The sequence below is a fragment of the Falsiroseomonas bella genome (assembly GCF_003173615.1).
In the GTDB taxonomy this organism is placed as follows: domain Bacteria; phylum Pseudomonadota; class Alphaproteobacteria; order Acetobacterales; family Acetobacteraceae; genus Falsiroseomonas; species Falsiroseomonas bella.
Genome location: NZ_QGNA01000001.1, coordinates 1,166,502 through 1,189,415 on the forward strand (window position 1 = coordinate 1,166,502; position 22,914 = coordinate 1,189,415).

At 69.7% G+C, this 22,914-nt stretch carries 14 protein-coding genes; 6 read left to right on the forward strand and 8 right to left on the reverse strand.

The window, feature by feature from the left end; genetic code table 11:
* The first annotated feature begins 57 nt into the window (after positions 1 to 57).
* The gene (locus DFH01_RS05515) at positions 58 to 6,861 is read left to right on the forward strand and encodes an SdrD B-like domain-containing protein (protein ID WP_109869339.1); all 6,804 of its coding nucleotides are present in this window, start codon (positions 58 to 60) and stop codon (positions 6,859 to 6,861) included.
* Between the two features lie 46 nt (positions 6,862 to 6,907).
* On the opposite strand, the gene DFH01_RS05520 is transcribed toward DFH01_RS05515, so the two are convergent.
* The 6 genes from DFH01_RS05520 to DFH01_RS05545 are packed head-to-tail and all read right to left on the reverse strand — an operon-like array spanning position 6,908 to position 14,641.
* A complete protein-coding gene (locus DFH01_RS05520; protein ID WP_109869340.1) occupies positions 6,908 to 7,993 on the reverse strand; it encodes an ABC transporter ATP-binding protein in 1,086 nt (361 codons plus the stop codon).
* Between the two features lie 35 nt (positions 7,994 to 8,028).
* Positions 8,029 to 9,117, reverse strand: a complete 1,089-nt coding sequence (locus DFH01_RS05525) for an ABC transporter substrate-binding protein (RefSeq protein WP_158287623.1) — start codon at positions 9,115 to 9,117, stop codon at positions 8,029 to 8,031.
* Positions 9,118 to 9,149: 32 nt separating this feature from the next.
* On the reverse strand, positions 9,150 to 9,965 hold the full coding sequence (locus DFH01_RS05530; protein ID WP_158287624.1) for an ABC transporter permease: 816 nt from the start codon (positions 9,963 to 9,965) through the stop codon (positions 9,150 to 9,152).
* The gene (locus DFH01_RS05535) at positions 9,962 to 10,843 is read right to left on the reverse strand and encodes an ABC transporter permease (RefSeq protein WP_109869342.1); all 882 of its coding nucleotides are present in this window, start codon (positions 10,841 to 10,843) and stop codon (positions 9,962 to 9,964) included. The genes DFH01_RS05530 and DFH01_RS05535 overlap by 4 nt, the downstream gene beginning before the upstream one ends.
* A 3-nt stretch (positions 10,844 to 10,846) precedes the next feature.
* A complete protein-coding gene (locus DFH01_RS05540; protein WP_109869343.1) occupies positions 10,847 to 12,562 on the reverse strand; it encodes a hydantoinase B/oxoprolinase family protein in 1,716 nt (571 codons plus the stop codon).
* Positions 12,563 to 12,565: 3 nt separating this feature from the next.
* Complete coding sequence (locus DFH01_RS05545; RefSeq protein ID WP_109869344.1) at positions 12,566 to 14,641, reverse strand: hydantoinase/oxoprolinase family protein; 2,076 nt, start codon at positions 14,639 to 14,641, stop codon at positions 12,566 to 12,568.
* An 80-nt stretch (positions 14,642 to 14,721) separates the two neighbouring features.
* Between DFH01_RS05545 and DFH01_RS05550 the strand changes: the two genes are divergently transcribed.
* Complete coding sequence (locus DFH01_RS05550; protein ID WP_109869345.1) at positions 14,722 to 15,690, forward strand: NAD-dependent epimerase/dehydratase family protein; 969 nt, start codon at positions 14,722 to 14,724, stop codon at positions 15,688 to 15,690.
* A 20-nt stretch (positions 15,691 to 15,710) separates the two neighbouring features.
* On the opposite strand, the gene DFH01_RS05555 is transcribed toward DFH01_RS05550, so the two are convergent.
* Entirely contained in the window at positions 15,711 to 16,553 is an 843-nt protein-coding gene (locus tag DFH01_RS05555) for an isocitrate lyase/PEP mutase family protein (protein ID WP_199231136.1), read from the reverse strand.
* Positions 16,554 to 16,707: 154 nt separating this feature from the next.
* On the opposite strand from DFH01_RS05555, the gene DFH01_RS05560 reads away from it, so the two are divergent.
* The 4 genes from DFH01_RS05560 to DFH01_RS05575 are packed head-to-tail and all read left to right on the forward strand — an operon-like array spanning position 16,708 to position 20,334.
* Positions 16,708 to 17,502, forward strand: coding sequence for an IclR family transcriptional regulator (locus DFH01_RS05560; protein ID WP_158287625.1), 795 nt, complete (start codon positions 16,708 to 16,710; stop codon positions 17,500 to 17,502).
* Positions 17,499 to 18,785 (forward strand): 3-isopropylmalate dehydratase large subunit, encoded by a 1,287-nt coding sequence (locus DFH01_RS05565; RefSeq protein WP_109869348.1) that lies wholly within the window; start codon positions 17,499 to 17,501, stop codon positions 18,783 to 18,785. The genes DFH01_RS05560 and DFH01_RS05565 overlap by 4 nt, the downstream gene beginning before the upstream one ends.
* Positions 18,782 to 19,306, forward strand: a complete 525-nt coding sequence (locus DFH01_RS05570; protein WP_109869349.1) for a 3-isopropylmalate dehydratase small subunit — start codon at positions 18,782 to 18,784, stop codon at positions 19,304 to 19,306. The genes DFH01_RS05565 and DFH01_RS05570 overlap by 4 nt, the downstream gene beginning before the upstream one ends.
* Positions 19,307 to 19,332: 26 nt before the next feature.
* Positions 19,333 to 20,334 carry a Bug family tripartite tricarboxylate transporter substrate binding protein gene (locus tag DFH01_RS05575; protein WP_109869350.1) on the forward strand — a complete coding sequence of 334 codons (1,002 nt, stop codon included), beginning with the start codon at positions 19,333 to 19,335 and terminating at the stop codon, positions 20,332 to 20,334.
* A 94-nt stretch (positions 20,335 to 20,428) separates the two neighbouring features.
* Here the strand turns inward: DFH01_RS05575 and gyrB are convergent, their stop codons facing one another.
* On the reverse strand, positions 20,429 to 22,888 hold the full coding sequence (gyrB, locus tag DFH01_RS05580; RefSeq protein WP_109869351.1) for a DNA topoisomerase (ATP-hydrolyzing) subunit B: 2,460 nt from the start codon (positions 22,886 to 22,888) through the stop codon (positions 20,429 to 20,431).
* Between the last annotated feature and the right edge of the window lie 26 nt (positions 22,889 to 22,914).

A 22,914-nucleotide genomic window follows, 5' to 3' on the forward strand; every position in this document is an offset into this window, starting at 1 on the left:
CACGAGACAAACCACCCGTATCCCGGTCACGTCGCGATCACGTCGAGGAAGACGCCCATGTCCAGCACCCTCTCCTTCGGGACCATCACGGACGGCAGCCTGACCTTCAGCAACATCTCGGTCACCGAGACGGGGGTGGGCGACTTCAACTCGGTGCTCGCCGACGTCAACAGCGCCAATCCGAGCCTGGGCTTCGCGCCGCGCGCGAACCCGAGCCCTTCCATCACCGGCCTCAACTGGTCCGGCTTCGTCGGCGGCGCGACCGGCCCGGGTTCCAGCCTCAGCCTGGTGATCGAATACGACATCTCGAGCGCGGATCCGACGCGGGCGATCACTTCCGTCTTCCGGAACTCCTTCACGCCCGACACGCAGGTGCCGGCCGGCGCGCGGCTGCTGCTGCGCCAGGAGGTGTTCAGCGGCAGCGATCTGGTCGGCATCAGCCAGCTCGAGCGCTCGCCAACCGCGAACGACACTGCCGACCCGCCCTTCGAGATGCCGGGCGACATGCAGCTGAACGGCGCCCATGCGTCCGTGCGGGTGAAGATCACCGTCGAGGTGAGCATCGCCGACACCGCGCCGGCCGGCACCAGCACCTCCTTCAGCATCATGCAGCAGGCCTTCAACTCCGCGCTGCTCCCCGCTTCGCTCGGCGACTACGTGTTCGAGGACAACAACTACAACGGCATCCAGGATGCCGGCGACACGCCGATCGAAGGCGTCACGGTGGTCCTGCTCAAGGACGGGGTCGAGACCGGGCAGGCCGACATCACCGATGCGAACGGCCGCTACGATTTCGCGGGCCTTGCGCCCGGCGACTACAGCGTCCGCTTCGAAACGCCGAACGGCTACGAAAGGACTCTGGAGGATGTCGGCGACGATGCGCTCGACAGCGACATCGACGCGGCCGGCCTCAGCGACGCGGTGACGCTCGGCTTCGGCGAGACCAACACGACGCTCGACGCGGGGTTCATCCGGCGCGCCTCGCTCGGCGACTACGTGTTCTGGGACAAGAACGAGAACGGCATCCAGGATGCGGGCGACGAGGCGATCGAGGGCGTCACGGTCAACCTGCTGAACGCCGACGGCACCCAGGCCGGCGTCTCGACGACCACGGACGCGACCGGCTTCTACCAGTTCTCCAACCTGCTGCCCGGCGACTATCGCGTCGAGTTCGTGACGCCGACGGGCTTTGCCCCGACCGTGGCGGACCAGGGCAGCGATGCGGCGGACAGCGACGCCGACGTCGCGACCGGGCGGACCCCGGTCGTCACGCTCGGCTCCGGCGAGCATGACGACTCGCTCGACGCCGGCTTCGTGAAGCCGATCGTGCAACCGAGCGCCGAGCTCGGCGACCGGGTCTGGCTCGACAAGGACGCCGACGGCATCCAGGACGCCGACGAGAACGGCATCGCCAACATCAAGGTCGAGCTGCTGGACGCGACCGGCACGACCGTCCTGCGCACCGAGTTCACCGACGGCGCCGGCGACTACCTGTTCAGCGGCCTGCAGGCCGGCAGCTATCGCGTGCGCTTCGACACCACGGGCTACCGGCAAAGCCCGGCGGACCAGGGCGACGACGCGCTGGACAGCGATGCCGGCGCGGGGGGCGTGACGGGCATCTACACGCTCGCCGATGGCGAGCAGAACCTCACGGTGGATGCGGGCCTCTATCGGCCCGCCGCCATCGGCGACCGGGTGTGGCTCGACCTGAACGCCAACGGCGTGCAGGACGGCGGCGCCGAGGCCGGCATCCCGGGCATCAAGGTGGAGTTGCTGGACCAGAACGGCGACGTCGTCGCCTTCCAGTTCACCAACCTGACGGGCAACTACCTCTTCACGGATCTCGACCCCGGCACGTACAGCGTGCGCTTCGACACGGCCGGCTACGAGCAGAGTCCGGCGGACCAGGGCAACGACGCCTTCGACAGCGACGCGGGCGTGGGCGGCGTGACCGGCCCCTACACGCTGCTGTCGGGCGACACCAACCTGACGGTGGATGCCGGCCTGTATCGCCTGGCCGGGCTGGGCGACTATGTCTGGCTCGATGCGAACGGCAACGGGCTGCAGGACGACGGCGCCACCGGCCTTGGCGGCGTCACCGTGCTGCTGCTCGATGCGGTCGGCAACCCGACCGGCGCCTCCACCGTCACGGCGGCGGACGGTTCCTACAGCTTCGATGGCCTGGTACCGGGCAGCTACGGCGTGCAGTTCGTCGCGCCCGCCGGCTACGCCTTCACCGCGCCCGACGCCGGCTCCGACAGCAACGACAGCGATGCGAACCCGGCGACCGGCAAGACGCAGAACGTCACGCTGCTGTCGGGCCAGTTCAACGGCACGCTGGATGCAGGACTGGTGCGCCTGACGCCGGTGATCGAGGTGGTGAAGACCACCAGCGGCGACGTGAATGTCGCGGGCACGGACGGGATCACGCTGCTGGCGGGGTCGGACGTGTTCTGGACCTATGCGGTGACGAACACGGGTCCGGTGGACCTGACGAACATCGTGCTGAACGACGACGTGGAGGGGGCGATCACCAACCTCGTCTCGGGCGACGATGGCGACAACGTGCTCGAGGTCGGGGAGACCTGGATCTACAAGGCCTCGGGCACGGCGGTGCTGGGCGACTACGACAATGTCGCGACCGTCACGGGCCAGTTCACCGACGGCCTCGGCACGGCAACCGACGTCCAGGATACGGACCCGAGCAGCTATGTCGGCGTGCGCCCGGATGTGGACATCGAGAAGCTGGTTTCTGTGGATGGCGGCGCGACCTTCGTGGATGCGGACGACCCGACGGGCCCGCAGCTGCTGGAGGGGACGAACCAGCCAATCTTCAAGTTCGTGGTGACGAACACCGGGACGGTGGCGCTGACCAACCTGGTTGTCGATGACGACAAGCTGGACCTGAACGGCGCGGCGGGCGGCGATACGGTGACGATCCCGACGCTGGCGGTGGGCGAGGTCACGGAGTTCACGGTGACGGGCGCGTGGCAGGCGGGCCAGCACGTGAACACGGCGACGGTCGCGGGCAGCTTCACCGACGACTGGGGCAACTCGGCCGATGTCGGCGACAGCGACAAGGCACATTACGTGGGCGTCGAGAACCTGACGCCGGTGATCGAGGTGGTGAAGACCACGAGCGGCAACGCGAATGTCGCGGGCACGGACGGGATCACGCTGCTGGCGGGCTCGGATGTGTTCTGGACCTACGCGGTGACAAACACGGGTCCGGTGGACCTGACGGACATTCTGCTGAACGACGATGTGGAAGGCCCGATCACGAACCTTGTCTCGGGCGATGACGGCGACAGCGTGCTCGAGGTCGGGGAGACCTGGATCTACAAGGCGTCGGGCACGGCGCTGCTCGGCGACTACGACAACGTCGCGACGGTGAGCGGCACCTATACGCCGCCGATCGGCGGGCCGAAGCAGGCGACGGACACGGACCCGAGCCGCTATGTGGGGGTGCGGCCGGATGTGGACATCGAGAAGCTGGTCTCGGTGGATGGCGGCGCGACCTTCGTGGATGCGGACGACCCGGCGGGCCCGCAGCTGCTGGAGGGGACGAACCAGCCGATCTTCAAGTTCGTGATGACGAACACCGGGACGGTGGCGCTCACCGACCTGGTGGTGGACGACGATAAGCTGGACCTGAACGGCGCGGCGGCCGGCGACAGCGTGACGATCCCGACGCTGGCGGTGGGCGAGGTCACGGAGTTCACGGTGACGGGCGCGTGGCAGGCGGGCCAGCACGTCAACACGGCGACGGTCGCGGGCAGTTTCACCGACGACTGGGGCAACTCGGCCAATGTCGGCGACAGCGACAAGGCGCACTATGTCGGCACCTCGGCGCTGCGCAGCCTGGACATCGAGAAGACCACCGACGGTACAAGCAACAGCAACACGACCGACCCGGACTACGACAACGAGGATGCCGCGGACGGCGCCGGCGTGCCGGTCCTGGTCGCGGGCTCCGATGTCACCTGGACGTACAAGGTGACCAACACGGGCCAGGCGTCCTTCGCCGCCGACGAGATCGCGATCGTGGACGATAACGGCACGCCGGGCGATTCCTCGGACGACATGACCATCGCGAATGGGCGGATCGTGCGCATCGCCGACGAGGTCGGCGACAACGACGACCTGCTCGAGGCCGGCGAGGTGTGGCTCTACGAGGCCAGTGGCGTGGTGCAGTCCCTCGGCGGTGCCGGCGCGCCGGTGACCATCCTGATGGAGGGCAACAGCGCGCTCTCCGGCGCGGTCGGCAACACGCGCGAGTTCGGCGCCGGCGGCGTCAACGTGAAGGCCAGCGCCTTCAGCCGCGACAGCACCGGCACCTGGGCCGAGGCCTATCTCGGCGCCTATGGCGGCGGGCTTGGCGTGACAGACGGCAGCGAGGGCAACGGCAGCGGCGAATCGCACACGGTGGACAACACCGGCCGCGACAACTTCGTGCTTTTTGCCTTCGACCAGCAGGTCGTCGTGGACGCGGCCTATCTCGGCTACGTGTTCTGCGACAGCGACCTGCGTCTGTGGATCGGCACGCTGCCCGACGCCTTCACCGCCGACATCATGCTCAGCGACGCGGTGCTTGCGGGCCTCGGCTTCACGGAGGTCAACGAGACCACCCTGAGCACGGCGCGCTGGGCCGACTTCAACAACGGCAACGTCGCGGGCAATGTGCTGGTGATCGCCGCCAACACCGGCGAGCCGACCACGGAGGACTTCTTCAAGATCGAGAAGCTCAAGGTCGCGCCGAGCGGCGAGGGCCTCTACAAGAACATCGCGACCGTCTCGGCGCCCGACACGCCGAGCGACTCCGATGCCAGCCACTACCGGAGCGTTGCGCCGCCGCCGCCCAAGCCGGGCCTCGACCTGGAGAAGACGACGAACGGTCCGAGCAACAGCAACAGCACCACGCCCGACTACGACAACGAGGACACGGCGAACGGGGAAGGCGTGCCGCTGCTGGCAGCCGGCACCCAGGTGACCTGGACCTATCGAGTCGAGAACACCGGCAACACCACCTTCACGGCGGGTGAGATCTCGCTGGTGGACGACAACGGCACGGCCGCCACGGGCGACGACATGTCGATCGCCAACGGAAAGATCGAGCGGATCGCCGACGAGGTCGGCGACAACGACGACCTGCTCGAGGCCGGTGAGGTCTGGCTTTACGAGGCGAAGGGCATCGTCAAGGACCTGACGACGCCGGGCACGACGGTCGGCTTCGACTTCTCCGGCAACAGCTGGACGGATGGCGGCAACGGCAATGTCCGCAGCTGGACCTCGGGCGACGTCTCGGTGAAGGCCAGCGCCTTCAGCCGCACCGAGGCCGGCAGCTGGGCGACCGCCTGGCTCGGCGCCTATGGCGGCGGCCTCGGCGTGACGGATCGCGGGGAGGGCGACGGCAGCGGCAACCGCCACACCGTGGACAACTGGGACCGCGACAACTTCGTGCTGTTCCGCTTCGACCAGCAGGTCGTCGTGGACAAGGCCTTCCTGGGCTACGTCGTCTGCGACAGCGACATCTCGGTCTGGATCGGCACGATCGACAACGCCTTCAACACCACCGTCACGCTGACGGATGGCGTGCTGAACGGGCTCGGCTTCTACGAGGTGAACAACACCACGCTGAGCAGCGCCCGCTGGGCGGACTTCAACAGCGGCAACCTGGCGGGCAACGTGCTGGTCGTCGCCGCCTCTGTCGAGGACAAGACGCCGGACGACTACTTCAAGATCGAGAAGCTGGCGGTCGCCAAGGGTGCCACCGGCGGCGTGTATTCGAACAAGGCGACCGTCTCCGCGCAGGGCGTCAGCGACAGCGACCTCAGCCACTACAAGAACGGCGCGGCCGCAACGCCCGGCATCGACCTGGAGAAGACGACCAACGGGCCGAGCAACAGCAACATCGTCACGCCCGACTGGGACAACGAGGACCTGCCGGATCACGCCGGCGTTCCCATCCTGACGCCCGGATCGGGCGTGACCTGGACCTACAAGCTGTTCAACTCCGGCGAGACGAAGATCGCCGCTGCGGACATCCGGCTGGTGGATGACAACGGCACGATGGGCACGGCCGACGACATGTCCATCGCCAACGGGAAGATCGAGCTGACCGCGAAGCAGGGCGGCAATCAGGACAACATCCTCGATCCGGGCGAGACCTGGTTCTACGAGGCGAAGGGCACGGTGCAGGACCTCACGACCTGGGGCGGCTCTACCACCTTCGACTTCTCGGGCTCCAGCGCGCTGTTCGGGACGCATGGCAACGTCCGCACCTACACGCAGGGCGACCTCTCCGTGAAGGCGAGCGCCTTCAGCGAGGTGAACGGGACGTGGCAGAGCGCCTATCTCGGCGCCTTTGGCGGCGGGCTCGGCGTGACCGACCGCAACGAGGGCGACGGCAGCGGCGACCGGCACACGGTGGACAACATCGGACGCGAGAACTTCATCGTGTTCCGCTTCAACCAGGATGTCGTCGTGGACAAGGCCTTCCTGGGCTATGTCGTCTGCGACAGCGACATCTCGGTCTGGATCGGCAGCGTCAACAACGCGTTCAACACTTCGTTCTCCCTGAACGCCTCGGTGCTCAACAGCCTCGGCTTCACCGAGGTGAACGACACCACCTCCGACAAGGCGCGCTGGGCGGACATCAATGCCGGCAACCTCTCCGGCAACGTGCTGGTGATCGCGGCCTCGCTGGCCGACACCACGCCGGACGACCGCTTCAAGCTCGAGAAGCTGGTCGTCCACAAGGAGCCGGAAGTCGGCTTCTACGAGAATACGGCAACCGTCTGGGTGCCGGGCGCCAGCGACTCCGATGTGAGCCACTACACCAACCCGGATATCTGGCACTGATCGCGATGGCGCCGGGCCGGCCTTGCCGGTCCGGTGCCATCCCGCGTCAATCCGTAAGCAACACCACGTCCTCGGGCGACCACGCCAGGCGCACCATGTCGCCCTCCCCGATGTCCCGCTGCGGCATCGCGTTCGGCGTGTCGGCCGTCATCGTCGCACCGGCACCGGTGCGGCACGCGAAGCGAAGACTTGATCCCATATAGGTCTTCTCGACGACAGTCGCGCCGATGCCCTCTCCATCCGCGCCGTGCGGCAGGATCCGCAGCTTTTCGTAGCGCAGCACCGCAAGAACACCGCCATCCGTGGCGCCATGCGGCGGCGCGATTCCGCGCAGGCGCAGCCCCGCCGGCCCTTCGGCCTCCGCCAGGCCCTCCGCTGCGCGCCCCGTGAGCCGCGCTTCGATCATGTTCGCATGCCCGACGAAGGTCGCGACGAAGCGGTTGGCTGGACGCTCGTAGATCTCGGCCGGTGTGCCGACCTGTTGCAGGCGCCCGGCATTCATCACGGCGATGCGGTCCGACATCGCCATCGCCTCGCCCTGGTCGTGGGTGACGAAGACGAAAGTGGCGCCGAGCTGTCGCTGCAGGCGGCGCAGCTCCTCCTGCATCTGCAGGCGCAGCTGCAGGTCGAGCGCGCCGAGCGGCTCGTCGAGCAGCAGCACGGCAGGGTCGTTCACCAGCGCCCGCGCCATCGCCACGCGCTGGCGCTGGCCGCCGGAAAGCTGGTCCACGCGCCGCTCGCCATAGTCTTCCAGCCGCACCAGGCGCAGCGCCTCCTCCACGCGCCGGGCGGAGGCGGCGCGGTCAGCGCCCTTCATGCGCAGACCGAAGCCGACATTCTCCCGCACGCCGAGATGCGGGAACAGCGCCAGGTGCTGGAATATCATGTTGGTCGGGCGCTCATAGGGCGCCAGGTGCAGCACGCTGCGTCCCTCGATCAGGATGTCGCCCTCGGTCGGCGCCTCGAAGCCGCCGATCGAGCGCAGCAGCGTGGTCTTGCCGCAGCCGGACGGGCCGAGCAGCGAGAAGAACTCGCCCCGCCGGATGTCGAGCGAAACGTCGTCGAGCGCCGCGACGTTGCCGAAGCGCTTGCCGACCTTGCGGATGGAGACGGCGACCGCCTCGGCCGCCATCCCCCTTTCCTGTCCTGGCACTCCGTCTTCTCCGATCAGGCGGCCTTGAAGCGGCCCCAGGCCTCGATCCAGCGATCCATCGCCGCGGGGAAGGCGTAGCGGTGCAGCGGGATGCCCCGCTTCTCCACGTCGTAGCCGAGCCGCGCCTGATCCTCTGCCGAGAAGCTGGCGGCGACGTTGGCGTTGGTGACGGGATACTGCGTCTCCTCGCCGAGCTGCTTGCCGAACTCGTCGGAGAGCGCGCCGTTGATGGCGGCGTGCGCCAGCTCCACGTTGCGGGATTCGCGCGGGATGAAGGCGGAGTGGGTGAACACCAGCAGGCCCTCGCGCGGCCAGTTGTTGGTGACGTTCCGGCCCTGCGCCTGCAGCGCTGCGCGCATCGGGATCCAGCCGAAGATCGCGTCCACCTCGCGCGAGGACATGAGGTTCACTGCTTCCGCGAAGCTACCCCAGATGGTGCGGAAGTTGCGCTTCTTGGAGATCAGGAATTGCGTGACCCTGTTGAGATCCGCCTGCGACATCGTCTCCGGCGAGCGGATGCCGAGATGCAGCGCGGTGAGGCAGATGGACTGGTATGGATCGTCGCGCAGCGCGACGCGGCCGGCGTACTTGTCGTCGAACAACAAGCCCCAGGACTGGGTGAGCGGGTCGTTCTCCGGGATCCGGTCGCGGTCATAGACGACGCTGTCATAGCCCCAGACGACGGGCAGCATGAAGGTGTTGTCGCCACGCTTCGTGATCTCGGACTGGAACAGCGGCGAGATCTTCGCCGCATTCGGGATCTTCGAGAGATCGAGCGGCCGCGCGAGTTCCTGCCCCGCGCGTTCCCGCAGCACGGGCGCCTGGATGAAGCCGGTGGTGGAGTACATCAGGTCGTAGCGGCTGGTGCCGCCCGGCGCCATCAGCTTCGCCGCGGTGTCCGTCGGCGAGACATAGGGCAGGTTCTCGATGCGCGCGTTGATCTGCCGCTCCAGGATGGCGCGCGCGCCATTTGGCAGGAAGGGTCCCGGCATCACCGCGACCAGACGGCGCTCCTGCGCCGAAGCGGGGCCGATGCCCGCGGCGAGCGCGGCACCGCCGGCCAGGCCGAGCGCGGCACGGCGCCCGAAAGCATGTGTCGTCATCGTCACCTCCTCTGTTGTGGCAGTCGTGGAATTCATGTCGAGCGATCGGCTCGGCGGCCGATCGCGAAGGCCGCCAGCGACAGGGCGGTGGAGACCAGGATGATCACCACCGCCATCGCGGGCAGGTGCGGCGCGATCTCGTCCACCACCAGCAGCCAGAACAGCACCGGGATGGTGCGGTCATGGCCGCTGACGAAGACGGTGCGGATGAACTCGTCGAAGGAGAGGGTGAAGGCGAAGAGCGCGGTTGCGACCACCGCCGGCATCAGCATCGGCCAGACCACGTGGCGGAACACCTTCAGCGGCGTCGCGCCCAGGTCCATCGCCGCTTCCTCCAGCGTGCGGTCGAAGCCGTGCACGCGCGGATAGAGCGTGAGGAAGGCGAAGGGCAGCACGTAGTTCACATGCGCGACCAGCACCGTGGTCCACAGGTCGGACCGGATCTCCATGTAGCCGAAGAAGATCAGCAGCACGATGCCGCCCACGATGCCTGGCAGCAGCACCGGCAGCAGGATCAGGTTCAGCACCAGCGACTGCCCGCGCACGCCATGCCGGAAGCCGAGCGCCAGCAAGAGCGCGAGCGAGGTGGAGATCACCGCGGCCGTCGCGCCGACGGCCAGCGAATTGGCGAAGGCCGCGATCAGGTCCGCGCTGTCCAGCACCTGCGCATACCACTTCGTCGTCGCGCCCTGCAGCGGGAAGCCGGTGGAGGTGCTGTCGTTGAAGGACAGCAACAGGATGACGATCAGCGGCAGGTAGAGGAAGGTCAGGAACAGCCCGGTGTAGAGGAAGAGCCCCGTCCGCCACCAGCGATACGGGTCGCGCGCGCGCGGCGCCGCGGCGCTCACTTCTTGCCTCCGGTGAAGACCTCGGCGATCCCGATCCAGCGGCCCGTCACCAATAGCAGCGCGCCGACGATCCCGACCAGCGTGACGGACAGCGCCGCGCCCATCGCCCAGTTGTTGTTCGACAGGAACTGCGAGGCGATCATGTTGCCCAGCATGATGCCCGATGTGCCGCCCAGCAGCCGTGGCGTGACATAGGCCGAGACCGCCAGCAGGAACACCATGATGCAGCCGGAGAGCACGCCCGGCCAGGACAGCGGCAGCACGACGTGGCGAAAGGTCTGCCAGGGTCGCGCCCCGAGATCCGCCGCCGCCTCCAGCAGCTTCGGGTCGATGCGTCCGAGTGCCAGGTAGATCGGCAGCGTCATGAACAGCGTGTACACATAGACCAGGCCGACATAGACCGCGCCCTCGTTGTAGAGCAGCCACTCCACCGGCGCGTCGGTGATGCCCAGCGCCATCAGGCTCTGGTTGATCAGCCCGTTGCGGCCGAGGATCGGCAGCCAGACGAAGGTGCGTACCACGTAGCTGATCCAGAAGGGCACGAAGACCGCGACCAGCCATACCGCCTTCCACGCGCCGCGCCGCGTCGCGAGGAACCACGCGAGCGGATAGGAGACCAGCAGCGAGAGCAGCGTGGTCAGCGCCGCCATGCGCAGCGTCTTGACGATGAGGTCGAGGTAGAGCGGTTCCTCGATGATGCGGGCGTAGCTGTCGAAGACGAAGTCCGGCGTGGTGCCGAAGATCGAGGATCGCCAGAAGGAGACGGCGACCATGAAGGCCACCGGCGCCAGGCCGAAGACCAGAAGCCAGGCGACGCCGGGCAGCATCAGCCAGAACGGCTTTCCGATCGGCCGCACGCCGGGGAAGGGGCGCGGCATCGTTCAGCCGCCCCGCGCGCGGCGTGTCGCGGCAAGGTCCAGCGCGCCGCCCGTCACCACCACGCCGTAGTCGCGCAGGGCCGCCGCCACGCTCACCTTGCCTTCGCGCACATCGGCCAGCACTGCCGCGGGATCGCGCGCGAAGGGATCGCCGTAGCCGCCGCCGCCGCCGAGCGTGAAGCGCAGCCGGTCGCCGGCGTGCAGGCGGCGGTAGATGCCGTGCTCCGCCGGCTGGCCATTCACCCAGAGGCCACCACCGCGTCCCGCGCCGCCGCCCGCGCGCCCGCCGATCGGGAAGCTGCCGCCCTCGCTGCGCCCGTTCAGCCGCACGGAGCTCTCGACATAGCCGCCGGCCAGATCGGCGTTCAGCACCTCGAACTCGACCTCCTGGCCAAGGCCGCCGCGGAATTGGCCGGGGCCGGCGCTGTCGGTCACGAATTCCTTGCGGCGATAGACGATCGGCGCCTCGCGCTCCGTCACCTCCATCGGGATGTTCGCGGTGTTGTTCGGGAAGCAGAGCGTCGGCCAGCCATCCTGCCGCACGCTGCCGCCGAAGCCGCCGGAATGCTGCGAGATGGCGAGGAAGCTGCGCCCGTCGCGCCAGCGCCCGTGCAGGTACATCTCGTTCGCCGGGCAGCCGCCGTTGCCGCCCAGCACCGCTTCCGGCAGCACCTGTTCCAGCGCGCCGTAGATCACCTCCGGCAGCAGGTGCGAGATCATGGTGCGGCCCCAGGTGGAGGCGGGCGGGCGGCTGTTCACCGCCGTGCCCTCCGGCGCCAGGATCGTGATGGCGCGCATGCAGCCATCGTTGTTCGGCACGTCCGGGTCCAGCGCCAGCTTGATGGGATAGGCGCTGTAGCTGCGCGTCATGTTCAGCGTGCAGTTCACCGCCGCGCGCACCTCGCCGGATGTGCCGGCGAAGTCGATCGTCACCTGGTCATCCGCGATCGTCAGCGCCACCTTGATCAGGATCTGCTCGCCGGTGACAGGCAGCGGCGGCAGCAGCGTTTCGCTGCGCCAGGTGCCCTTGGGCAGCTTCGCGATCTTGGCCCGCAGGCTCCGCTCGCTGCGCGCGGTGATCTCCGCGCCGAGCTCGCCCAGGTCCTCGAGCCCCGTTTCCGCCAGCATCGCCGTCAGGCCGCGCGTGCAGACGTTGTTGGCGACGAGCTGCGCGCGCAGGTCGCCCAGCACCTTCTCCGGCACGCGGATATTGGCGCGGATGAAGGCGAAGATCGCCTCGTTGAGCTTGCCCGCCTCGTAGAGCTTCATGATGGGGATCTTCAGCCCCTCCTCGTACATGTCCTTCGATTCAAGCGTGGACATGCGCCCGCCCATGTCGAGGTGATGAACGATGCAGAGGGTGAAGCCGACCAGCTTGTCGCGATGGAAGATCGGCGATGCGACGGAGATGTCGATCAGGTGGCCGCTGGCGGCCCAGGGGTCGTTGGTGATGATCACGTCGCCCGGCTGCAGCGTCTCCGCCGGGAAGACCTTCAGGAAGTTGCGCATCACCTCCGGCACGATGCCGAGGAAGCCGGCTGTCGTGACCGTCGAATGCGCCAGCATGTCCGCGCGCGCGTCGAACACGGCGCAGCAGAAATCGTGGTACTCCTTGACCGAGGGCGTGTAGGCGGTGCGGATCAGCCCCTGGGCCGCCTCATCCACGATGGCGACCAGGCGGTTCCACAGCACCTGCACGGAAACGGCGTCGAGGCGCATCGCTCAGCCCTCCCGATCCGGCGTGGCGAGGTCGATGATCAGCGCGCCCGAGTCGTGCACGCGCAGGATGTCGCCGGGCCCGATCACGGTGGTGGATTCGCGCTCCTCCACGATGGCGGGGCCGACGATCTCCTGGTGCAGCGCGAGGGTCTCGCGGCGATACACCGGTGTCTCCTCGAAGCGCGCGGCGTCGTGCTGCCAAGCCGGGCGTGTCGTGACCGGAGCGCCTGGCTTGCCAGCGCGGGGCGCCGGCAGGGCCGGTGGCGGCTGCGGTTGGCGCGCTTCCACGCGCAGTGCCGCGATCTCGATCGGATTGTCGTCGTCCACCTTGCCGTAGAGCGCCTCATACGCCGCGACGAAGCCGGCCGCGAGCTGTTCGGGCAGCGTCGCATCCAAGGCACCGCCGATCGGGATCTCCAGCGCGTGGTCCTGGCCGTGGTAGCGCAGATCGGCACTACGGCGGACCTCCGGCGTGGCATCGGGCGGCAATAGCGCGACAGCCTCCGCGGCCAGCGCCTCGAGCTCCTGCGCGACCGCGGCGACGTCCAGCCCGGCGAGGCGCCGGTTCACCGGCCGGCTGCGCTCGAAGGCGATGGGCGCGGCGAGCAGGCCGAGGGAGGACATCACGCCGGCCAGCGGCGGGACCACCACGCGGCGGCAGCCGAGACGGCGCGCGAGGCCGACCGCATGGACCGGTCCCGCGCCGCCCGTCACCACCAGCGCAAGCGCGGCCGGCGACTTTCCCTTGTCCGCGACATAGACGCGGCCGGCTGCGGCCATCGTCTCGTTGACGATCGCATGGATGCCAGCCGCCGCGCGTGCCGTGTCGAGCCCTGCCGGCTCGGCGACACGCGCGGCGATCGCGGCCTCGGCCCGCGCGCGGTCCAGCTTCATGTCGCCGCCGAGGAAGAAATCCGGGTTGAGATAGCCGAGCGCGAGATCGGCGTCCGTGACCGTCGGCGCCACGCCGCCCAGGCCGTAGCAGGCGGGCGCGGGATCGGAGCCCGCGCTTTCCGGCCCCACGCGAATCAGGCCGAGATCGTCCACCCGCGCGATGGAGCCGCCGCCGGCGCCGATCTCCAGCAGGTCATAGACCGGCACGGCCACGGGCATGCCGCTCCCGGCCTTGAAGCGGTGCACGCGGTCCACCTCGAAATGACGCGTGCGCGCGGCGCGCCCTTCCTCCACGAGGCAAAGCTTCGCCGTGGTGCCGCCCATGTCGAAGGCAAGCAGGGAGGAGAGGCCGAGCCGGCCGCCGAAATAGATGGCGGCCTCCACGCCTGCCGCGGGCCCGCTTTCGACGATCTGCACCGGGAAGCGCTTTGCGATGTCGGCAGTCGCTGTGCCGCCGTTGGACAGCATCATGAACAGCGGCCGCGCATAGCCGCGCTGCCGCAGGCCGTGCTGCAGCCGGTCCAGATAGGTGGCGGTCAGCCGCTTCACATAGGCGTCCACCACGGTGGTGGAGCTGCGTTCGTATTCCTTCGGCTCGGGATGCACCTCATGCGACAGCGAGAGTTCCGCGTCGGGCAACTCTTCGCGCAGGATTTCGGCGATGCGCCGCTCATGCGCCGGATTGGCATAGGCATGCAGCAGGCAGACCGCGACGGCGTCGACATTCGCTTCGCGGAAGCGGCGCGCCGCCTCGCGCACATCCCCCTCCTGCAACGGTTCCAGCACGCTGCCATCGGCCAGCACGCGCTCCCGCACGCCGAGGCGCAACTCGCGCGGAACCAGCGGCGCTGGGTAGCGGATGAACATGTCGAACAGGTCGTAGCGCACCTCGCGCCGCATCTCGATCACGTCCCGGAAGCCGGCGGTCGCGATCAGGCCGGTGCGCGCGCCGCGCCGCGTCAGGATGGCGTTGGTGACGAGGGTGGTCGCATGGATCACGCCCGCGGCCTCGGCCGCGAAGCCCGGGCGCTCTGCCTCCAGCGCGGCGATGCCGCGGAACACCGCTTCCTCCGGCGCATGCGGCGTGGTCAGGACCTTGGCGGCGAGCACGCTGCCCTCCTCGACCAGCACGAAGTCGGTGAAGGTGCCGCCGATGTCGATGCCAAGCCGCGGGCCTGCGCTCATGCCGGTGCCGTCTCCGTTGCGGGCTGGACGTGGGCGGAAAGCGGTGCAGGATCGCCGGGCACCGCGGAAGGGACAGGGTGATGAGCGTGATGATCGTGGGCGCCAGCGGCTTCGTCGGGCTCGCCCTGGCCGAGCATCTGCTGGCGCGCGGGGACGCGGTGGTCGCCGCCGATATCGAGGCGTTGCCGCCGCGCGCCGCGCGCGACTTCGCCGCGCTGCCTGGCCGGCTGATCGCCGTCGAGCGGCTCGACGCCACGGATGGGGAGACCTATGCGGCGCTGGTCGCGCGCCACCGTCCGCGCGCCATCGTGCATCTTGCCGCGCTCACGCCGCTCGGCCGCGTGCCACCGGCGCTGGCGCGTCGCACGGCGGCGGTGAACGTGCTCGGGCCGCTGAACGCGGTCGCTGCCGCCGCGGCGCTGCCGGGCTGCTTCCTCGTCGTCGCTTCTTCCGGCTCGGTCTTCGGCGCCGCCGGCTTCGATGCGCCTGTGCTGGACGCCAGCATCCGCCCCGACCCGCAGAGCATCTATGGCGTCGCCAAATTCGCCGGCGAGCGGATGAGCCTGCTTGCCGCCGCCGAGGCCGACGTGCCGCTCGCCGTGGCGCGGCTGTCCTCGGTCTTCGGCCGGTGGGAGCGCGCGACGGGCGCGCGCCCGATCGCCTCGCCGCTGCTGCGACTCACGCAGCACGCACTGGCCGGTGAGCCGGCCGTGATCGCCGATGCCGGCAAGCGCGACTTCATCTACTCGGCGGATGTCGCCGCCGGCCTCGCGAGCCTCGTGGACACGGCAAAGCCCGCGCCGAAGCCGCTGCATCTCGCGCCGGGCATCACCTGGTCGCTGGCAGAGTGGTGCGAGGGGCTGGCGCGGCGCGTCCCCGGCTTCACCTGGACGCTCGACGCCGACGACCTTGCCGCCGAGTCCGCCTCCAACGCGCGCGCGCCGATGGAGACGGAGTCGCTCGCCGCCCTCACGGGCTTCCGCGCCGCCTATGACATGGAGCACGCGATGGAGGACGATCTCGCCTGGCGGCGCGCAGCGGCCGACTGACCGAAGCGGCGCCGCGGGCCTCACGCGCCGCCCTCCGTCCAGCCTGCCTCGGCCTGCATCAGCGCGGCGGTGCCCACCACGCCGTCGCGCAACGCCGATGGCGCCATGCGATCCGCGACGCTGCGCCCGTCGCCGTCGCGCAGCACCGCGCGGAAGGCGGCGTCCATGGCCGCGATCGCGGCGCGCTGCGCATCGCCCGGATAGATCACGATGGCGAAGCCGAGTTGGGCAAGGCGTTCGGGCGGCAGCGGCAGGCCATGCGCGCTCATGCTGGCATTCAGCAGTTGCGGCACGCCCGGCAGCGCGGCGCCGGCCGTCTGCATCGCGGCCGCATCCTCCAGCCCTTCGACGAAGGCGATGTCCGCACCCTCGGCGAGATAGGCGCGCATCCGCGCGAACGCCGCATCCAGTCCCTCGGGCTTCACCGCATCGGTGCGCGCGATGATCAGCGGCCCGCCGCCCCCCATCTGCTCGACCGTGGCGCGCGCGGCGCGGATGCGCGCCAGCATCTCCGCCTGCGCCACCACCGCCACGCCCTCGAACAGGCCGCAACGCTTCGGGAAGGGCTGGTCCTCGATGTGGAGCGCCGCGACGCCGAGCCGCGCATAGCGCCGCACGGCATGGGCCAGGTTCAGCAGGCCGCCATAGCCCGTGTCGGCATCGGCGATCACCGGTGCGCCGCCGGCGCCCTCCACGATCTCGCCGATGCGCGCTTCCATCTCCGACAGGCCGAGGATGCCGAGGTCGGGCTGCCCGGCGGCGCGGGCAATGGCGCCGCCGCTCGCATGCAGCGCCGCGGCGCCCGCATGGATGGCGAGCCTGGCCGAGAGCCCGTCCCAGACGCCGGGCGCCAGCACCGGCATCCTGCCGGCGCCTGCCGCCATCAAGGCGCGCAACCTCTCCGCGGCCGCAAAGCCCATTGCCCCGTCCGCTCTCCCTTCCGTCGCTCCGCCCGGACGAGGCTTGATCGCCCGGGCGCTGTTCGGTATGGCGAACACTGTCCGGAAAACAGACTGCATGGGGAGGCCGAGGCTGGTCAAGTCCGCAACCAGGGCGCTGGACGTGCTGGAGCTGCTGGCCGCGCGGCCCGAGGCGATGTCGCATGGCGAGATCGCGCGCGCGCTGCGCATCCCGAAGAGCAGCCTGACCGAGCTTCTCGCCACCCTCGAGCAGCGGCACTACGTGGTGCGCGAGGGCAGCGGCACGGCGGAGCGCATGCGCCTCGGCCCCGCCGTGCTCGGCCTCGCCGGCGTTCTGCTGCGCCGCACCGACGTCACGCGCCTCGCGCAGCCCGTCGTCGCCGCGCTGATGACCCGCACCGGCGAATCCGCCGCGCTGGTCGTGCGCGAGGGCGCGGAGGTCGTCGTGGTCTGCAAGGAGAACTGCAACCAGCCGATCCTCTACTCGCTGCAGCTCGGCGAGCGCGGGCCGGTGAATGCCTCGGCCGGCGGCAAGGCCATCCTTGGCGCGTCCTCCGCCGCCGAGATCGAGGCCTACCTCGCCCTCGGCGCGCTGCCGCGCCTCACGCCGCGCACCATCACCGAACCCGCCGCCCTGCGGCGCGAATTCGCCACCATCGCGCGCAGCGGCATCGCCTTCAGCCGCGAGGAGATGATCGAAGGGATCATCGCCATGGGCCACGCCGTGCTGGACGCCACCGGTCAGCCCTGCGCCGGGCTTTCGGTGGGCGTGCCCAAGGTGCGCTTCACGAAGGAGAAGGAGCGCCTGCTGGCCGACGCGCTGCGCGCCGCCGCGGCCGAGATCTCCGCCATGCTGGGCTGGCGCGACCAACCGAGGAGGGCAGCCGGATGACCGGCGGACAGACGATCACCCAGAAGATCCTCTCGCGCATCTGCGGCCGCCGCGTCGCGCCAGGCGAGGTGGTGATGCCGCAGGCGGAGCTGATCACCGTGCATGACTGGTACACGGTGAACGCCTTCCGCACGCTGGAGGAGTTCGGCGTCACCAAGCTGCACGACGCGTCCCGCGTGCTGCTGGTGACGGATCACGAGCCGCTCGCCGTCTCCCCCCAGGCCTTCGCACGGCAGCAGGCGGTGCGCGGCATCGCGAAGCGCTTCGGTGTGACGCACCGCGACTCCGGCCGCGGCGGCCTCGGCCATGTCTTCCCGGTGGAGGAAGGCTTGGTCACGCCGGGCATGTTCGTCTTCGCCTACGACCCGCATGTGACGAATTTCGGCGCCGTCGGCGCGCTCGGCATCGCCGTGCTGACCGAGATCCCGGAAGTGCTCGCCTGCGGCTCCGTCTGGCTGGAAGTGCCGGAGACGCTGCGTGTCGAGATCACCGGCAGCCTGCCCTTCGGCGTCTTCGCGCGCGACGCGGCGCAGAAGCTGATCGGCAGCCACGATGCCGCGCTGTTCGAGGATGCGGTGGTGGAATATGGCGGGCCGGGGCTTGCCTCGCTCGGCATGGATGCGCGCCACACGCTGTGCAACACGCCGGTCGAGCTCGGCGCCGTCTCCTCCATCGTGGAGCCCGACGCGGTCTGCATGGCCTATGCGACGGCGCGCGCGCAGCGGCCGATCCATGCCGCGCTGCCCGATGCGGATGCGAGCTATCGCGCGCGCATCACGCTGGATCTCTCGTCGCTCGCGCCGCAGGTCGCGCTGCCGCCGACGCCCGACAATGTGGTGGACGTGACGCAGGCCGCCGGCAAGCCGATCGGCCATGCCTTCATCGGCTCCTGCGCGTCGGGGATGCTGGACGACCTGCGTGTCGCGGCCGCGGTGCTGCGCGGACGGCAGGTGGCCGAGGGCGTGCGCATGATCGTCACGCCGGCGACGCAGCAGGTGGCGGCGGACGCCGCGGCCGAAGGGTTGATCGAGGTGTTCCTGCGCGCCGGCGCGATGGTGACGGCGCCGGGCTGCGGCGTCTGCGCCGGCGGGCGCATCGGCGGCGTGACGGCAGGCGAGCATTCCATCGGGACCGGCACGCGCAACGAGCCCGGGCGGCTCGGCGCGCATGAGGCGGTGCTGCACATCGCGGGGCCGGCGACGGTCGCCGCATCCGCGGTGGTCGGCAGCATCGCCGATCCGCGGCCCTTCCTGCGCGAGGCGGCCTGGGGGATGGCGGCATGAGCGAGCTGACGCTGCGCGGACGCGCCTGGGTCTATCCCGACAACGTGGCGATCGACGGCGACCTGATGGCGCTGGAATGGGCGCTGAAGCGCGAGACGCGGCCCGAGGTGTTGCGGGAGCATGTCTTCGCCGGCCTGGATCCCGATTTCCCGAAGCGCGCGCAACCCGGCGACATCGTCGTCGGCGGCAAGCGCTTCGCGCAGGGCAACCCGCACATCCAGGGGATGATCGGCCTGCGCGGCTGCGGTGTCGGGCTGATTGCTGAGAGCATCCCGATCGGCTCCTTCCGCAACGCGCTCGCTGCCGGTTTGCCCGTGCTGCCGCGCTGCCCCGGCGTGCGCGCGATGTTCGCGAACGCCGAGGAGATCGAGGTGGACTTCGCCGCGGCGCGCGTCCGCAACCTGACGCGCGGCACCGAGGCGAGCTTCCCGCCGCTCGGCGCACATCTGGTCGAGATGCTGCGCGCCGGCGGCTGGGGCCCGATGTTCCGCCGTCGCCTTGATGCGATGGCGGCAACCTGATCCGAACCAAACCGGGAGACGACGAGATGACGACGAACTTCGCTCTTACGCGCCGCCACGCTATGGCCGGCGCCGCGCTTGCGACGCTCGCCGCGCCGCGCGCGATGGCGCAGGCCTATCCGGCCCGCCCGGTGCGCCTGGTGGTGCCCTTCCCGCCGGGCAACACCTCCGACATCCTCGCGCGGCTCGTCGCGGAGGAGGTGCAGAAGCGCCGCGGCGTGACGGTGGTGGTGGAGAACCGGCCCGGCGCCTCTGGCGCGCTCGGCGTGCAGGCGGTGACCGGCGCGCGGGCGGATGGGCTGACGCTTCTGGTCACCACGCAGTCGCCCATCGTGGTGAATCCGCCGCTGATGAAGAACCCGCCCTATGATCCGGTGCGCGAACTCTCGCCCGTGGCGCTGTTCGCGCGTACCGGCTTCATCCTGATCGCCGCGCCGGACTTCCCGGCGAACAGCATGGCGGAAGCCGCGCGCGTGCTGCGCGCGGGACCTGCGGGCCGCTTCAGCGCGGCCAATCCCGGCCTCGGCACACTGAGCCACCTGGCGATGGCGCTGATGGCGCTGCAGCTCGGCACGCAGATCGAATCCGTCCCCTATCGCGGCAGCGCCGCCGCGCTCGTGGACGTGACCGCAGGGCGCGTGCCGCTGATGATCGACGGCTTCAATTCCGCCGTGCCGCAGGTGCGCGGCGGCAAGGCGAAGGCGCTGGCGGTCGTGGCGCGCCAGCGCTCCGCGCTGGTGCCGGACGTGCCGAGCATGGCCGAGAGCGGCGTGCCGGAACTGGCGGAGCTGGAGGCGCTGTCCTGGACCGGCCTGTTCGGCCCCGCCGGCACGCCGCCCGAGGTCGCGGCGTGGTGGACCGCCGCGCTGGGCGAGGTGATGCGCGATCCCGCCATCGTCGAGAAGCTCGCCCAGACCTTCATCGAGGCCGTGCCTCCCAACTCCGCCGAGGCCTTCGCGCAGGAGATCGCGGCCGATCTGGCGAAGTGGACGCGCGTGGTGCGCGACGCGCGGATCGAGCAACAGTAAGCATCGCGGCGCCGCGTCAGCCTTTCGGCAAGGCCGACGCGGCGACGACGCGGAACAGCAGGTCCTCGCGCCAGGGTGCCGCGATCAGGCGCGATCAGATGTCGAGATTCGCGACCTTCAGCGCGTTCTCCACGATGAAGTCGCGGCGCGGCTCCACCACGTCGCCCATCAGGGTGGAGAACACCGTCTCGGCATCCTCGATATCCTCCACCCTCACGCGCAGCAGCGTGCGGTTGGCGGGGTCGAGCGTGGTCTTCCAGAGCTGGTCGGGGTTCATCTCGCCCAGCCCCTTGAAGCGCTGGATCGTCAGACCGCGGCGGCCCTGGGCGATGATGCGGTCCCAGACCATCAGCGGGCCGTGCTGCGCGGCATCGGCGCCCGTGTCGAAGCCCAGCATCGCAGGACCAGCCGCGTAGTCGCGCGCGAATCCTTCGCGCCGCTCGTCCAGCCAGCGCGCCTCGGCGCTCTTCAGCGCCGTCGCGTCCAGCACGTGGCGCTCCGCGACGCTGCGCACCACGCGGCCGAGCGAAAGGGTCGCGCCATCGGCGGTCGCCTTCCAGCCGCGCTCATTCTCAGGCGCCAGCGCATCCAGGCGCTGCTGCAGCAGCGCGGCGGCATTCGGCGCGCGCTCCGGGTCGAGCGTCAGCGCGCCGGCCACGGCGGCCTGCTCGACGATCTCGGCGGGCACCTGCGTCGCCAGGCGACGGATGCGCGCCTGCACCTGGCGCAGCCGGTCCACTTCCTCGCGCAGCTCGTCGCCGCGAAGCTCCCGCCCGTCGGCGAAGCGCAGCCGTGCGCCGGCCAGCGCCTTCTCCAGCAGGAAGTCCTCCAGCGCGCGGTCGTCCTTCAGGTAGCGCTCGTCATTGCCGCGCTTGGCGCGATAGAGCGGCGGCTGCGCGATGAAAAGATGCCCGCGCCCGATCAGCTCGTGCATCTGGCGGAAGAAGAAGGTCAGCAGCAGCGTGCGGATATGGCTGCCGTCCACGTCCGCGTCCGTCATGATGACGATGCGGTGGTATCGCAGTTTTTGCGGGTCGAAGCCGCCCTTGTCGGCGGGGCCCGGCCCGATGCCCGTTCCGAGCGCGGTGATCAGCGTGCCGACCTCCGCGCTCGACAGCATCTTGTCCATGCGCGCGCGCTCGACGTTGAGGATCTTCCCCTTGAGCGGCAGGATCGCCTGGAAGCGCCGGTCGCGCCCCTGCTTGGCGGAGCCGCCCGCGCTGTCGCCCTCGACGATGAAGAGCTCGCTCTTCGCCGGATCCTTCTCCTGGCAGTCGGCGAGCTTGCCGGGCAGGGTGGAGATGTCGAGCGCGTTCTTGCGCCCGACCTTCTCGCGCGCGAGCTGCGCCGCCTTGCGCGCCGCGGCGGCGAGCACGACCTGCTCGATGACCTGCTTCGCCTCCTTCGGATGCGTCTCGAACCAATGGCCGAGCGCGTCGGCCACCGCCATCTGCACCACCGGCTGCACTTCCGACGAGACCAGCTTGTCCTTGGTCTGCGACGAAAACTTCGGGTCCGGCACCTTCACGGACAGCACGGCGGTCAGGCCCTCGCGCATGTCCTCGCCCGAGAGCTCGACCTTCTCCTTCTTCGCCAGGTCCTCGGCGTATTTCGCGACGACGCGCGTCAGCGCCTGGCGGAAGCCGGCCTGGTGCGTGCCGCCGTCGCGCTGGGGGATGTTGTTGGTGAAGCACAGCGCCAGCTCATGCGGGCTGTCGTTCCACCACATCGCCAGCTCGACGCGGATGCCGATGTCGGTGTCCTTGCTGACCAGCGAGATCGGCGGCTTGAAGATCGGCTGCTTGCTGCGGTCGAGCCATTCCACGAAGGCGACCAGGCCGCCCTCGAAGCGGAATTTCTGTTCCTGCGCCGGCACATGCCGGTCGTCGCGCAGCTCGATGGCGAGGCCGCTGTTGAGGAAGGCCAGCTCACGCAGGCGCCGCTCCAGCACGGCGAAGTCGTATTCGGTCTTGGTGAAGGTCTTGTCGGAGGGCTTGAAGGTCACCTCGGTGCCGTTCGGGTGGTCGGACGGGCCCACCACCTTCAGCGGCTGCACCGTCTCGCCATGCTCGAAGCGGATGAAGTGCTCCGTGCCGTCGCGCCAGATGCGGACCTCCATCCACTCCGACAGCGCGTTCACCACCGCCGCGCCGACGCCGTGCAGGCCGCCCGAGACCTTGTAGGAGTTCTGGTTGAATTTTCCTCCCGCATGGAGGCGGGTGAGGACGACTTCCGCGGCGGAGACGCCTTCCTCCGGGTGGATGTCCACGGGGATGCCGCGCCCGTCGTCCAGCACGGTGACGCTGCCGTCGCCGTTCAGCGTGACGGCGCAGCGCGTGGCGAAGCCCGCCTGCGCCTCGTCCACGGCGTTGTCGATGATCTCGAATGCCATGTGGTGCAGGCCCGAGCCGTCGTCGGTGTCGCCGATATACATGCCCGGCCGCTTTCGCACGGCCTCGAGCCCCCGCAGCACGGTGATGGAGGCGCTGTCATAGGCCTCCTGCCCCTCGTTTCCGGGGGTCGGTGGCGTGGCGCGCGCGGCGGCGTCGGACATGCCGGCGGATACTCCTGGGGCGATGC

Excerpts from the sequence above, each read along its gene's own strand:
- DFH01_RS05515 (WP_109869339.1), top strand. The coding sequence starts at position 58 with ATGTCCAGCACCCTCTCCTTCGGGACCATCACGGACGGCAGCCTGACC.
- DFH01_RS05520 (WP_109869340.1), bottom strand. The coding sequence starts at position 7,993 with ATGGCGGCCGAGGCGGTCGCCGTCTCCATCCGCAAGGTCGGCAAGCGC.
- DFH01_RS05525 (WP_158287623.1), bottom strand. The coding sequence starts at position 9,117 with ATGACGACACATGCTTTCGGGCGCCGTGCCGCGCTCGGCCTGGCCGGC.
- DFH01_RS05535 (WP_109869342.1), bottom strand. The coding sequence starts at position 10,843 with ATGCCGCGCCCCTTCCCCGGCGTGCGGCCGATCGGAAAGCCGTTCTGG.
- DFH01_RS05540 (WP_109869343.1), bottom strand. The coding sequence starts at position 12,562 with ATGCGCCTCGACGCCGTTTCCGTGCAGGTGCTGTGGAACCGCCTGGTC.
- DFH01_RS05545 (WP_109869344.1), bottom strand. The coding sequence starts at position 14,641 with ATGAGCGCAGGCCCGCGGCTTGGCATCGACATCGGCGGCACCTTCACC.
- DFH01_RS05550 (WP_109869345.1), top strand. The coding sequence starts at position 14,722 with ATGAGCGTGATGATCGTGGGCGCCAGCGGCTTCGTCGGGCTCGCCCTG.
- DFH01_RS05555 (WP_199231136.1), bottom strand. The coding sequence starts at position 16,553 with ATGCCGGTGCTGGCGCCCGGCGTCTGGGACGGGCTCTCGGCCAGGCTC.
- DFH01_RS05560 (WP_158287625.1), top strand. The coding sequence starts at position 16,708 with ATGGGGAGGCCGAGGCTGGTCAAGTCCGCAACCAGGGCGCTGGACGTG.
- DFH01_RS05565 (WP_109869348.1), top strand. The coding sequence starts at position 17,499 with ATGACCGGCGGACAGACGATCACCCAGAAGATCCTCTCGCGCATCTGC.
- DFH01_RS05570 (WP_109869349.1), top strand. The coding sequence starts at position 18,782 with ATGAGCGAGCTGACGCTGCGCGGACGCGCCTGGGTCTATCCCGACAAC.
- DFH01_RS05575 (WP_109869350.1), top strand. The coding sequence starts at position 19,333 with ATGACGACGAACTTCGCTCTTACGCGCCGCCACGCTATGGCCGGCGCC.
- gyrB (WP_109869351.1), bottom strand. The coding sequence starts at position 22,888 with ATGTCCGACGCCGCCGCGCGCGCCACGCCACCGACCCCCGGAAACGAG.